At 54.7% G+C, this 13152-nt stretch carries 13 protein-coding genes; 6 read left to right on the forward strand and 7 right to left on the reverse strand.

What is annotated here, in order from left to right:
• Positions 1 to 37 precede the first annotated feature (37 nt).
• The 3 genes from nagA to ABC395_RS06105 are packed head-to-tail and all read right to left on the reverse strand — an operon-like array spanning position 38 to position 2820.
• The gene (nagA, locus tag ABC395_RS06095; protein WP_413001521.1) at positions 38 to 1234 is read right to left on the reverse strand and encodes an N-acetylglucosamine-6-phosphate deacetylase; all 1197 of its coding nucleotides are present in this window, start codon (positions 1232 to 1234) and stop codon (positions 38 to 40) included.
• On the reverse strand, positions 1231 to 1959 hold the full coding sequence (nagB, locus tag ABC395_RS06100) for a glucosamine-6-phosphate deaminase (protein ID WP_413001523.1): 729 nt from the start codon (positions 1957 to 1959) through the stop codon (positions 1231 to 1233). Before nagB ends, nagA begins: the two co-directional genes overlap by 4 nt.
• A gap of 3 nt (positions 1960 to 1962) precedes the next feature.
• On the reverse strand, positions 1963 to 2820 hold the full coding sequence (locus ABC395_RS06105) for a MurR/RpiR family transcriptional regulator (RefSeq protein WP_413001525.1): 858 nt from the start codon (positions 2818 to 2820) through the stop codon (positions 1963 to 1965).
• Positions 2821 to 3037: 217 nt separating this feature from the next.
• On the opposite strand from ABC395_RS06105, the gene ABC395_RS06110 reads away from it, so the two are divergent.
• Positions 3038 to 3718 carry an HAD family hydrolase gene (locus ABC395_RS06110; RefSeq protein ID WP_413001527.1) on the forward strand — a complete coding sequence of 227 codons (681 nt, stop codon included), beginning with the start codon at positions 3038 to 3040 and terminating at the stop codon, positions 3716 to 3718.
• A 322-nt stretch (positions 3719 to 4040) separates the two neighbouring features.
• Positions 4041 to 5306 (forward strand): ArnT family glycosyltransferase, encoded by a 1266-nt coding sequence (locus ABC395_RS06115; RefSeq protein ID WP_413001528.1) that lies wholly within the window; start codon positions 4041 to 4043, stop codon positions 5304 to 5306.
• Positions 5307 to 5494: 188 nt separating this feature from the next.
• Here ABC395_RS06115 and floT read toward each other — a convergent pair whose 3' ends face one another.
• Both floT and ABC395_RS06125 read right to left on the reverse strand, forming a co-directional pair.
• Positions 5495 to 7051, reverse strand: a complete 1557-nt coding sequence (gene floT / locus ABC395_RS06120) for a flotillin lipid rafts scaffold protein FloT (protein ID WP_413001529.1) — start codon at positions 7049 to 7051, stop codon at positions 5495 to 5497.
• Between the two features lie 21 nt (positions 7052 to 7072).
• Positions 7073 to 7609: an NfeD family membrane protein gene (locus ABC395_RS06125; RefSeq protein ID WP_413001531.1), complete on the reverse strand. Its 537-nt coding sequence runs from the start codon at positions 7607 to 7609 to the stop codon at positions 7073 to 7075.
• A gap of 260 nt (positions 7610 to 7869) precedes the next feature.
• Between ABC395_RS06125 and ABC395_RS06130 the strand changes: the two genes are divergently transcribed.
• The 4 genes from ABC395_RS06130 to ABC395_RS06145 are packed head-to-tail and all read left to right on the forward strand — an operon-like array spanning position 7870 to position 10635.
• Positions 7870 to 8565: a glycosyltransferase family 2 protein gene (locus tag ABC395_RS06130; RefSeq protein WP_413001532.1), complete on the forward strand. Its 696-nt coding sequence runs from the start codon at positions 7870 to 7872 to the stop codon at positions 8563 to 8565.
• Between the two features lie 14 nt (positions 8566 to 8579).
• Entirely contained in the window at positions 8580 to 8969 is a 390-nt protein-coding gene (locus tag ABC395_RS06135) for a DUF2304 domain-containing protein (protein ID WP_413001534.1), read from the forward strand.
• On the forward strand, positions 8966 to 9337 hold the full coding sequence (locus ABC395_RS06140) for an EamA family transporter (protein ID WP_413001536.1): 372 nt from the start codon (positions 8966 to 8968) through the stop codon (positions 9335 to 9337). Before ABC395_RS06135 ends, ABC395_RS06140 begins: the two co-directional genes overlap by 4 nt.
• Before the next feature lie 38 nt (positions 9338 to 9375).
• A complete protein-coding gene (locus ABC395_RS06145) occupies positions 9376 to 10635 on the forward strand; it encodes an ArnT family glycosyltransferase (RefSeq protein WP_413001538.1) in 1260 nt (419 codons plus the stop codon).
• A gap of 25 nt (positions 10636 to 10660) precedes the next feature.
• Here the strand turns inward: ABC395_RS06145 and ABC395_RS06150 are convergent, their stop codons facing one another.
• Positions 10661 to 11785, reverse strand: a complete 1125-nt coding sequence (locus tag ABC395_RS06150) for a YheC/YheD family endospore coat-associated protein (protein ID WP_413001540.1) — start codon at positions 11783 to 11785, stop codon at positions 10661 to 10663.
• Positions 11785 to 13152, reverse strand: a complete 1368-nt coding sequence (locus tag ABC395_RS06155) for a YheC/YheD family endospore coat-associated protein (RefSeq protein WP_413001542.1) — start codon at positions 13150 to 13152, stop codon at positions 11785 to 11787. The genes ABC395_RS06150 and ABC395_RS06155 overlap by 1 nt, the downstream gene beginning before the upstream one ends.

The raw sequence follows: 13152 nt of genomic DNA on the forward strand, positions 1-13152 counted from the left end.
TCTGGCACGAGGTTTTTTGCGTTTGAGGACGGAAGGTCTAGGCTTCCGTCACGAGGGAAAGCTCGCGTCCGAGCACCCAGGCGCGTTCGAGATCCAGCGATGGGCTGACGAGCAGGAAGTCCGCCTGCTTGCCGCGTGCGAGGGACCCCATCCGGTCCGCAACGCCCATCTGCCGTGCGGGGTTGCCGCTGGCGTATTCGCTGGCCTGCTGCACGCTGACGCCGATCTTGTTGACCATGAATTTGAAGGCGTCGATCATGGTCAGCGTGCTTCCGGCGAGACTTCCACCTTCTTTCAGGCGGCAGATTCCGTCCTTCATGATCACGTCGAGTCCGCCCAGCTTATAATCGCCGTCTTCCAGACCCGCGGCGGAAATCGCATCGGTGATCATGATCAGGTTGTGCTGCTTCTTCGTCTGCGTCAGAAGCTGGACGCCGGCCGGATGCACATGTACGCCGTCGGCGATGATTTCGGCATGAATCCGCGGATCGGTAAGTACCGCGCCGACCGTGCCGGGATTCCGGTGATGCAGGGGAGTCATGGCGTTAAACGTATGAACGGCATGACTTAACCCGTGTTCGACCGCGCGTTCGATCGTCTCGTAGTCGGCATCCGTATGCCCTGCGGCCGCGACGATTCCATGATCACTGAGCCACTGGATGACCTCCATCGCGCCTTCCCGTTCCGGCGCGAGAGTCATCATTTTGACCAGGCCGGGGAAGCGGGCATGCCAGTCTTCAAGCCATTCGGATGTCGGCAGGGAGATGAATTCGGGATTCTGGGCACCGCTCCATTTCGGAGAGATGAACGGGCCTTCCAGATGCACCCCGATCAGTTGGGCATACGGCATTCCGCCGCGGATGTAAGCGTCTGTCGCGGTGATAACCGCATCCAGCGCTTCGCGGGACGCCGTAACGGACGTAGCCAGCATGGCCGTGGTGCCTTTGGTGCTGTGGAAACGGGTGATCGTCTCCAGAGAATCGGCGGAAGCGTCCATGAAGTCGGCGCCGAAGCCCCCGTGCACGTGAACGTCGATAAAACCCGGCAGCAGCCAGCTGCCCTGCGCATCCACGGCTCCGGTCAAATCAAGCTCCCCGAGTTCGTGAGCCTTGTAAATGCGTTCGATGCGGCCGTCCACGGCAAGCAGCGCGCCGTTTTCGACGATCGTATTTTCCGTCACGATCTTGGCGTTAACGATTAAAATGCGCTCCTGCGCGGAAGCGGAGGTACTCATACGAAGTTCCTCCCTGCTTCGGAATCGAGAAGAACGATCAGATGCGGATGCGTCTGCAGCAGGCTTGCCGGACATTGGGTCGTAATCGGTCCGGTCAGGGCACGGTGTACGATATCCGCTTTATCGGCGCCGCGGACGACGAGAAGAATCGTTTTTGCTTTAAGAATCGTTCCTACGCCCATTGTCAGGGCATGTGTCGGAACGTCATTAATGGAAGGGAAGAAGCGCGCGTTGGCTTCACGCGTTTTGTGGTCGAGCTCGACAAGGTGAGTGCCGCTGTGAAGCTCGTCCGCCGGCTCGTTGAAGCCGATGTGACCGTTATGGCCGAGACCGAGAATTTGCAGATCGACTTGCTTGATCTCCTCCAGCTCGCGATTATAGCGTACGCATTCTTCCTGAAGGTCGGCCGCGTTGCCGTCCGGAATGCGGGTGCTCTCCGATTGCACATCAATATGACGGAACAGGTGCTCGTTCATGTAAGTGCGGTAGCTTTCGGCATGTCCGTCAGGAAGTCCCACATACTCGTCAAGATTGTACGTGCGCACGTTTTTAAAGCTCACGCGCCCTTTGTTGTACGCCTTTACGATTTCTTCGTAAATGCCGATCGGCGTGCTTCCCGTTGCCAGACCGAGAACCGCGTCGGGTTTCGTCTGTACAAGCGCGGTAATAATCCCTGCGCCCGCCTCGTTTAATTCCTGCTGATTGTCAAACTTGTGAATAATCATCGTTTACTCTCTCCCTTTGCTTCGGTATTTGCGGACCATCTGATAGGTCCGTTCCAAACGGGTGACATGCTCGTCGAACCGGTCGCTGACCAGGCTCGTAAACAAAATGTCTATCACATGAAGCTGTGCGATCCGGGACGCCATGTCTCCGCGGCGCATGCCTTCCTCCAGCGTAGAGGCGAACAGCTTGATGTCCGAAAGATCCGCCAGGGGGTTGGAGCCGTATTTGGTAAGGCTGATCGTCGTGGCTCCCCGTTCCTTGGCGCAAAGCAGAGCCTGAATCGTTTCAGGCGTATCGCCGGAATAGGAAATCGCGAAGGCAACGTCATCCGGCTGCAGGTTGGAAGCGGACGTAATCTGCATATGGGGATCCGACCATGCGGTCGCATACCTTCCGATCCGCACCAGCTTCTGGTGAAAATCGAGTGCTACGACTCCGGAAGTGGCGACGCCGTAGAGATCGATCTGCCTGGCGCTTTGGAGCGCGTCGACCGCGGCCTGTACCTGCTTAAGATCCAGCAGACGCGTCGTATCCGCGATGGAGCGCGTATGATTGGCTTCCATGGCGGATACGATTTTCTCCAGCGGATTACCGGCGACGATGTCCTGATAGGACTGGCCGGCTGGCTGTGTAGCGAGCTCCGCGCCGAGCTGGAATTTGAAATCGGTGTATCCCTGGAAATGAAACGTCTTGCAAAAGCGGGAAATCGTAGCGGGACTCGTCTTCGACTGTTCCGCCAATTCCGTAATTCCCATGCGCACCACTTGACTGGAATGCTCGAGAATATAAATGGCGAGAACCTGTTCCTGGCGGTTCAGCCCGTGCTTCCGTTCTTCAATGGCCCGAAGAATGCTGGACATAAGAATCCGCACCTTTTTTGAAAAAAATTTTAGCGAAATAGTAGTTTAACAAGAAAAACATTTTCATATTCATTCTAAAATATTTCGTCCTTAACATCAATAGGAAGTCCTTCGGAAAAGCGGACGGGCCAAGGTAAAATATTCCGCGGGCCAAGTTGACAAGCCGGGTACGGTTTGCCATTCTTAAAAGAAAACCATTAGGATGTGGAGTCCAGCTATGAATCAGTCCCGTATACCGCAAGCGATGCTTTTTGATTTGGATGGAACGCTCTTCAAAACGGAAACGCTTCTTCTGCCGGCCTATCACGCGGCTTTCGACGCTCTTCGCCGGGAAGGAGTCTACGAAGGTCCGACGCCGCCGGACGAACGTATACTCGGAGGACTCGGCATGCTTCTTGAAGAGATCTGGGAACGGGTTCTGCCCGATGTCCCGGCCGCGGTTCGCAGCCGTGCGGACAAGCTTCTGCTCGGCGAGCAGATGGACCGGCTTCTTCAGGGAGAAGGCATGCTATACGACGGCGTCGAGGAGACGCTGCAGGCGCTTCATGCGCGCGGAATCCGCCTATTCGTCGCGAGCAACGGTCTGGAGGATTATGTCCGCGAAGTGATTCGGATGAAGGGGCTGGCGCCTCTCTTTACGGGGCTGTACAGCGCGGGCGAATACGCAACGAAGTCTAAAGTGGATCTTGTGAAACTGCTCCTGGAGCAGCACGGTTTACAAAGCGCCTGGATGGTCGGTGACCGTTCTTCCGATGTGGAAGCGGGACACCGGAACGGGCTTAAGGTGATCGGCTGCGATTATGCGGGGTTCCGTACCGAGCACGAACTCGACGAAGCCGATGTCCGGATAACGGCTTTTCCGGAGCTGCTGGGCCTTCTTCCCGGAGAGGAAAACTGATCGTACGCAGTACTTGATACGCAATCGAATAAAGGAAATCCCCGGCGGGACAAGTTTTCAACCACCCGCCGGGGATTTTTGTTTCTAGGCGGAATTTAATCGGTATATATAGGGTAGACCGTGCGCCGGCACGCTATGATTTTTTACGTACAATTGACGGGATGCCGCATGGCCGTTGACGTTTCCCGGGTATGCTTGTACGGCGGGGAGCGCAGCGGCGCTTTAAGCGCAATTCTTATGATTACTTAAGAAATGAAACCTTTTGAATCTCATCCGCGTTAAAGGGGCAGGAAGAATAAGGGAAAAGAAGGGAGAGAAGAGCGTGGCTGCATCCCGGTTGTGGAAAAAAATGCTGATCGTGCTCATCCTGGCTTTAGCGCTTGTCCTGCGGCTTGTCTATGTGCTGGGAGAACAATACGAGCCTGTGGAACACGATCAGAAGAACTATACGACCATGGCGATACAAATGCTTGAAAAAGGGATATACGGCTATAACGAGGCCAAATCGAATACGTTAGTAACCCCGGGTTTTCCGGTATTTCTGGCGGCGGTACTGGCCGTATTCGGATACGCGGATATAGAGCGTACGTTTATGGTTGTTCGGGTGCTCCAGGTTTTTATATCGCTCGGCGCCATCTGGTATATCTACCGGATCGGGATGAGGCTTTTCAACCGGACGACCGGGCTGATCGCGGCCTTTTTCGCATCGATTTACGGAACCTTCATTGTGATCAATTCCCTGATCTTGACGGAGGTCATTTTTCTCACCTCGTTTATGGCGCTTATTTATTACCAGGTCAAAATTGTGCAGGAAAACCGGGTCAAGGATCATCTCATTGCCGGTCTTCTGCTTGCCTTGGCCGTTCTGATCCGGCCGAATACGCTGGTAGTCGCGCCGGTTCCTTATATCTTTCTGTGGATCCAGCACAAAAAACCTTACTTTAAAGAAATCGGCTTCGGGGTCCTTGCTTTTGCGCTGGGGATGCTTCCCTGGTGGATACGCAATGCGATTACCTTTCACGAATTGATCTTCATTTCCAAAGGGGGAGCGGGAAATCCGCTGCTTGGCGGAACCGATCCTTATTACCGGGGAACGCTGGACTGGAGCAAAGTCGATTTCAGCAACCAGCAGGGAGAGGCGGTTAAACGTATAAAAGAAGGACTGCAGACCGACCCGGCCCTCTGGATTCGCTGGTTTACGGTGGGCAAAATGAAAGAAATGTTTCTGAACAAGCTGTACATAGGAGATTACGGCACCTCGGTGCCTGCCTGGTATGCACCCTGGATTCCAAGGTTTCACAAGCTTCTCGTTTATGCGGGAATGGGGGGATCCCTGATCGCCTTCTTTTTCCATAAAAGCTACCGGTACCTGATTACCGTATTTCTAATTCTGCTGGGGACGCAGCTTCTGTTTATTCCAGAGGCGAGGTATACGATCGGTATGATGCCGTTTCTTATGCTGATTATCTCCGCGCTGCTGGTTCAGGCGGTTACCTACGCGGCGGGGCTGGTCCGCAGCCGTAACGGTATGGAAAGCGGGGCCCGGACAGAAATCCGTCCGGAATCCCAAGGAAGCAAGGCCGTCTAAACCTTGCCGCTTCAGGCCCTGCTTCGTCTTGCGAAAAAAAGGCCGGTGTGCGGTCTCAGGGACATTACCGCACGCATCGTCTGCCTGAAAAAAGAAAAAGCACCCGCTTGGAGTGCTTTTTCTTTCCCTGGGAGGGAGCCGTGTTCCTCCCTCCGGATTGCTTGCGGCCGGTCAACCGATTGAGGCAATCAGGCGGTCCCGGGTTCGTCTTCCTTGGCGGCGGCGATGGCACCGGCCGCCGATGCGGGTTCCAGCTCCGCGGTAAGGGGAGCCGGCTTCGCTGCAGGCTTGGCGCCTCTGTTCGTCAAGCCTTTGATAAGCCCCTCGACGTCGATTCCGGAGACGTTCTTGAGCATCTCCGGCGCAGTGGCCATCAGCGAGGTAACGTAGTTGCTGATGCGTGCGGCGCCTTCGCCGTGGCCCGTATCGACAACCGTCAGCTTGTCGATGCCTTTGATCGGCTCGGCTACCTTGCCGGCCAGTTCCGGAAGCATCTTGACGATGATGTCCAGCACGGCCGCTTCGCCGAACTTCTCGAACGCTTCGGCGAGCCGCTGCTTCGCCTCGGCCTCGGCGAGACCGCGCAGCCGGATGACATCGGCTTCGGCCGTACCGCGGGCCCGCTCGGCATCGGCAAGAGCCAGACCGTCAAGCCGCTTCTGCTCGGCCATCGCCTTGGCTTCCGCTTCGATGCGGAACTGGAGCGCTTCCGCTTCAAGCATTTTGCGCGACTTCTCGGCTTCGGCGGCCTGCACGACCGAATACCGGTCCGCGTCGGCTTTCTTCTTCACCTCGGCGTCATACTGTTTCTCGCGGCGCAAAATTTCTTTGGATTCGAGGTCGATTTCGCGCTCTTTCCGGACGAGTTCCACGCGCATCTGCTCCTCGACTACGCTTTGCTTGGAGCGCGCTTCCTGGATGTGATAAGCCTGGTCGGCTTCGGCTTTGGCCATATCCTGGTCTTTCTTGAAGGCCGCGACCTTCAATTCCTTCTCTTTGCTGGCCTCGGCGATGTTCGTATCCCGCAGAAGCTCGGCTTTCTGCCCTTCTTCCTCGGCTTTCGCCTTCTGGATACGGGCGTCCCGCACGGCCTCCGCTTCGGCGATATCCGCATCGCGCTTCACGGCCGCGATTCTCGGTTTGCCGAGCGCATCGAGGTAGCCGTGCTTGTCGCGGACGTCTTTGATCGTGAAGGAGACGATCTGCAGGCCCATTTTTTTGAGGTCACGCGCCGCGACGCCTTGAACTTCCTGGGCAAACCGGTCCCGGTTGCGGTACACTTCCTCGACGGTCATGGAGCCGAGAATGGCCCTCAGGTGTCCTTCGAGAACTTCCTGGGCTTCGCTTTTCAGCGCTTCGGTCGGCTTGCCGAGAAATTGCTCGGCCGCGGTCGCCACATCTTCGACGGAGCCGCCGATTTTAATGATGGCAACGGCATCGGTCATAACCGGAACCCCTTGTTCCGTGTACACTTCCGGCGTCATGACGTCCAGCTTGTGGGAAAGCAGGGAAAGGAACTGGGACTGCTGGAAAATCGGCAGGATAAACGCGCCGCCGCCGCGCACGATTTTCATTTTACGTCCGGAATCGTCGATGCTGACGTTTTTGTTTCCCAGGAAAGAGCCTGTAACGATCATGGCCTCATCGGGGCTGACCGTTTTGTAGCGGGCCCAGAAGGCGATACCGAGAATGAGAATAACGCCGACTACGATACCGGGGATGAGAAGTACATCTGGGTTTAACATGGGCAAAACTCCTTTGCTTGGTTAGTTAAGGGGATCGGAATCCAGCGGGGAGACGAGCAGCACGCTGTTCTTTACCTCCACGACAACAACACGAAGGTGGCATGGAATGCTCCGTCCGTCGAAGCTTTCCGCGATCTGGTTGGTCACTCCTCCGCCGGTCCGCACCATGACTTCGCCGAATCCCGAAGCGGGCACGGGCACGGTGACTTCACCGATTTTGCCGACCAACTCCTGAAGCGAGAAAGCGACCGAGTTTTCGCTGTTCTCCATCGGCTTCACGTAAACGAGATACACGAGGACGGATAATAGGGCGGCGATCAGCAGTGAGAGCCCTCCGCTCTGCCAGTCAGTCAGTTCCGTATACCTGGAGAGCAGAATTCCGGCTCCGCCGAAGGTGGTGATTCCCCCGACGAGCACAGCCGGCTGCAGGAATGGCAGATGATGTCCGTAAGCGGAGTCAAGCATACCCGAGAGATGGCCGAGAATTTCGCCGAAAATGAGGGTAGCCAGGGCGAAAAGAATGCCTGCTGTAAAAAGGCCCCAATACCAGACTTCCATGTGGTCCCTCCCTTATCAAATACTGGATATCGGTATGGGATACTATACGGGCAAGGCGGGGAAGGGTTTCGGCACGGAATGAACGGGGTTAATGATTCGGGAGTTGTCCTTTCCAGCGGGAGGGATATCCTTTATACTGAATAAGGCTGATTTTGAACGGGATTTCTAAACGATGTGATTTCAATTTAACCGACTGCATAAATGTGAGTTAGCAACCGGACAAGGTGATTGAAAAGCAATGAGGGAGGAAGGACGAAGTAATGTCCAGACAAAGTGATGTACTCATTATTATTCCGGCTTATAATGAAGAAGACGCCATCGAACAGACCGTCGATCATTTGCGGAAACACGTTGAGTACGATTATCTGATCGTGGATGACGGCTCCAAAGACCGCACGGCCGCGATTATCCGCGAGCGGGGCTATAACGGAGTGCGACTGCCCGTCAATCTCGGAATCGGCGGAGCCATGCAGACCGGCTATCGCTATGCCGCGAGACACGGCTATAAATATGCGATCCAGCTCGATGCGGACGGCCAGCATGACGCCCGGGACATCGATAAGCTGGTGAGGGAAATCCGGGAGTCCGGCGCCGATATGGTGATCGGTTCCCGCTTTGTCGAGAAGAGTTCCTACAAAAGCAGCCTGCCCAGACGGATAGGCATCTATTATTTCTACATGCTGATCCGCCTTCTTACGGGAAACCGGATCTTCGATCCGACTTCGGGATACCGGATCGTCAACAGCAAGATCATCGGAGAGTTTGCGACCTATTATCCGGTTGATTATCCGGAAGTGGAAATTCTTGTCTCCATGGCCCGCAGCAAATACCGGATCAAAGAAATCAGCGTGGAGATGAAAAAACGGCAGGGCGGTGTTTCGTCCATTAATCCCGTCCGGTCGGTGTATTACATGCTGAAAGTAACCATGTTTTCGATCATCCGGAGAAGCTTCTAGGGAGGGCACTTATTTTGATTCAGGCTATTACGATCGGAATTACGGTCATTTTCTTGTTTCAGATTCTTTTTTACACCAGCAAGCACAAGTTAAGGGACCGCCATGCGTTCACCTGGATTATGATCGCGCTGGCGGGACTTGTCACGGGCATTTGTATCCCGCTGCTCAACCGTTTCGCTCTCTGGATCGGCGTGTCGTATATGCCGTCGCTGATCTTCCTGATCGTGATCGTCGTTACGCTGAGCCTGCTCGTCCACCAGACGATCCTGCTGTCCAAGCAGCAGGAGCAGATCAAGACGCTTGCTCAGGAGCACGCGTATCTGGAGAATGAAGTCATGCGGCTTAAGGAACAAAGCCGAAACCAAGATAGCTACACAGGAGCGGGGAGACAGGAAGCGCCATGAATCCGTTACATATCGGACTGATTTTACTGAACACGCTTATGCTCGTAAGCGGTCAATTTTTGTGGAAATATGGGCTCTCGCGCAAAGCGGACCCTTTCGAAAGCTTGCAGAGCATCATTCATCTTATGTTTTCCCCGTTTATTCTGGGGGGGCTTTTCATTTACGGGCTTGCGACAGTATTGTGGCTGTTTATCTTGAACAAAGTGGATATAAGCATCGCCTACCCGATGCAGAGCATTGCGTATCTGATTACCGTCATCGGCGCGTATTATATGTTCAACGAACAATTGTCGGTCCTTAAAATCGCCGGTTGTGTCGTGATTCTGATCGGCGTGGGAATGATCGGTCTATCGGCGCGTTATTCGTAACGCGCTTTTATTTTTTTGGGGAAGGCGAGGAATGTATCATGCCGCACAGGCTTCGATCTTTACCGGTCCGGGGCTGGCTCTGGATCGTTGTGCTGCTCACGACACTGCTGAAGCTGGTGGTGGTATTCACATACGGTTCCTCCTACAACTTGGGATCGGACGACCAGTCTTATCTGGAAACCGCACGGATCTGGCTGGAAACAGGAATGTTTACCTACAATGACCCGGCAAAGCCGACGGTATTTATCACTCCCGCGCTTCCGGCATTTATCGCCCTGTTTATGAGCGGAATCGGAACCGGGCACGTGCTGGAGCAGACGATCCGGGCGGTTCAGGTCGTGATGGTTTCTTTTTCGATGATTCTTTTGTTCAACATCGGAAGGCGGCTTTTTGACGAGAAAACCGCGCTTATCGCCGTCGTGTTGACGGCCGCTTATCCGCCGATGTGGAACATCTCTTTTTATATTTTGACGGAAGCCCTGTTTGTGCTTGCTTTGATGCTTCTGGTGCACGGCGCCTTGAGAGCGATGGACAAGCCGAACGCGGGGAATGCCGTCTGGTTCGGACTGATGTGGGCGTTTGCGGTTTACGTCAGGCCTACGATCGCGCTTTGGCCGGGATTTTTTCTGCTGCTGCTCATTTACTGGCGCACGATCCCGTGGAAAAGGCTGGCCGTTTGCCTGACGGTTTCGGCCGTGGTATTTGTCCTCTGCCTCATGCCGTGGTGGGTCCGCAATTATGAAGTATCCGGAGGGCAGTTTATTCCGTTGACGAAATCGAGCGGCAACCCGCTGCTTCTCGGCACGTTCCCCTACGGGCCTCCGCCCTTGGCCGAACAGCGGACGTGGCACGCGTCAAGCGATCTGTGGGTCAACGACGCGTTCGATACGCAGTGGGCCAAGGAACGGATCCGGACGGGTTTTTCGGAGCAGCCGCTGTACTACCTCCAGTGGTATACGATCGGGAAGTTCGCGACGTTCTGGGGGGACGTTTATTATTGGAACGCCGCGAATTGGGTGAGCCTCATTCTGCCCGTAGGGATTCACTATACGATCCTCGGGTTCGGAATCCGTGGAATCTGGCTGGCGAGAAAGAAGCGGCTGACTTACTTGCTGACGGTAATGTTCGCCTATATGTCCCTGCTGCATATGATTTATTTGGCGCATTCGCGGTATTCGGCTCCGCTCATGCCGTTTATGGCTCTTTTTGCCGGATATGCGATTCTCCAGGCTTGGAATTCCAGGGGGAAAGCGGGAACGGGCGGCAACCGCAAACATCAAAAACCATCCCTTCCGTAAATCGGGGGATGGTTTTTTTATAGGTTCATTTGCTCTTTTTGTTAGCCAGATGCAGGCTGTAGCCGATAATGCGGGCCAGCGATTTTTTGCGGATGTGGGGTTCGTCGAATTTCATCGGTTTGGAATTCGCTTCGAAAAACCAGATGCGTCCGTCGAGATCGACGCCCAGATCCATCGACATCTCCCCGAGCTTCTGCTTCGAAGTTTGTTCCACGCTGCTCGCCATTAGGAGAGCGGCGCTCCGGGTACGCTGGAGAATACCTTTGGCTTTGGTCGGGCCAAACGATTTTTCCAGCAGACGTGCCGGATCGTCGATGGAGCCTCCCCGCGGCACATGGGTCGTAATACTCCGCCTGCCGGCCACTCTCGCTCCGATTCCGGTTACGCTCCACGTGCCTTTCGACGTTTTCTGAAGAAGCGCGCGCAGATCGAAGGGACGTTTGTTAAAGCTGGACAGCCGGATTCCCTGCTGGATGATGTAGCTTTCGTCCTTTTTGTTCTCCGCAATACGGTTCCACACATCGGTCAAGTTCGTAAAGAGTTCATAGTGGGAGTTCATATTTTCTTGCATGGTCAGCTTGTAGGTCTGGACTCCGCTTTTTTTCGTGATCCGCTCCAGGCGCATGATTCCCTTGCCGGCCTTTCCTTCCACGGGTTTGAGGTAGATGAAAGGGAACCGTTTGAGCATCGTCTCCAGAACGGACTGATTGTTCAGCTGCTTCGTTACGGGCACGTATTTGCGGGTTTCGGGAGACTGATCGAGCCATTCGAAGAGCGTCCATTTGTCGAAAAAAAACGGGTTGAACAAGTGCACCTGTTTGCTTCGGATGCAGGCTTGGATGGTCCGCTGCACGTCGCTTTGAATTTCGAGCCGGCGAGTCGGAATCCGGTTATAAATGACGTCGGGAAGAGGCATCAGCTGTTTGTTCCATTTCTTCGTAGCCAGCTGGTAGCAGTAAGACTGAACCTGTTTGCCGCTCAGTTTCAAATCGGATGTAGTGACGACATAAACGAGAGCACCCTGTTCGTAGCCGGCTTTGATCAAATCAATAAAGTTTTCGCGATTTCCCGAAAATCGGCGCTTTGAATCCGGTGTTGTCAAAATTCCGATGCACAAAGGCTGCTGCTTTTTATGGGCGCTACCGTCCACTAACTATCCCTCCTCGCACGAAAGCGGCTTAAAAAGACGCAGTGCTCATAGATATAGTTAAGGGAGGCTTTATCCTGGGCTTTCAAACCGGGGTGCTTGAAGATGGAACGTCCGGGCTTCGCGTTAGCTTCGAACATCCACGTCTTTTCGTTCTGATCGATACCGAGGTCAAAGCCGAGCTCGCCGAGACGGTGATTGTAATTTTTTTCGATCGCTTCAGCAAGCTCGATGGACGTCTCTTTCATCCGGGATAAAACGGCATCGCTTCTGCTGCCGTACACCTGCCTCAGCGCCTGCTCCGCCGTCATTAACTGGCCGCCGTTGCGCAGATGGGTCGTGACGCTTCCTTTGCCCGCTTTCTTGGCGCCGATGGCGGCGACGACCCATTGGTTGCTGCCGTTCTTGGTCAGATGGAAGCGGAAGTCGATGGGGCAGCCGTCGATCTCGATCAGCCGGATTCCCTGCTGGGTCACATAGCTGGTCAGCTTTCCGCGGTTGATGCCGAGCATTTTCACGAGACCTTCGTATTTGTTGAAGCGCAGCAGCACATTTTTGCCGTTGCGGCGGTAGCGCACGAAATATCCGCGGTCCGTCGAATACGTAATGCGGTAAATACCGATGCCGAGGCTTCCGGCCGTCGGTTTGAGATAAATAAATTTGTGGCGGGTGAGAAGGTCCTTCAACTGCTCCGCGGAAGGGCCCAGAACCGATTCCGGCACGTATTTAAAAGCCGGATCGTCTTCAAGCAGCCGGTACACATCCCATTTGTCAAAGAAAGCCCAGTTGAACAGGGGGATATTCCGTTTCACGAAGCGCTGCTTGAAGTCCTCCATGGAGATTAATTTCTCCGCCTTGCGGCTCGGAAGCCGGTTGTAAACCACATCCGGAAGCGGAACGGTTTTACGGACCCATCCTCCTTGAGGCTGAAGCATATAGCCGTTTACGGTTCCCTGCTGCCAGTTCACATCTTTGGGCGAAAAGGCGATGTGGAACGATTTGCGTTCCCCCGGCTGCATCAGCGAGCGGATAAACGGGGTTCGCGTTCCGAAAGGACCGGAAGCGGAGCTGGCCACATTCGTCAGTATCCCGATAACGGGACCCAGCCGGATATCTTTGCCGCTTCCGCTAGCTGCCAAACACGGACCGATCCGCGGAAGTTTCACGGAAGTAATGACGGACTGGGGCAGATAAAGGTGGAGTCCGCTTTTTTTGATATACCGCGCCGGCAGTGTAACGGATTTGGAGCCGACCTGGAGCTGCAGCGACTTGCTTTTCGACAAGCGCAGCGCTTTGGCCAGTTCACCGGATACCAAAATGCTTTTTTCCTGTTTGGAATTTACGTGAACCGTGCACGTCGTCAAACTCAT

Source organism: Paenibacillus canaveralius (assembly GCF_047238265.1).
GTDB lineage: Bacteria > Bacillota > Bacilli > Paenibacillales > NBRC-103111 > Paenibacillus_F.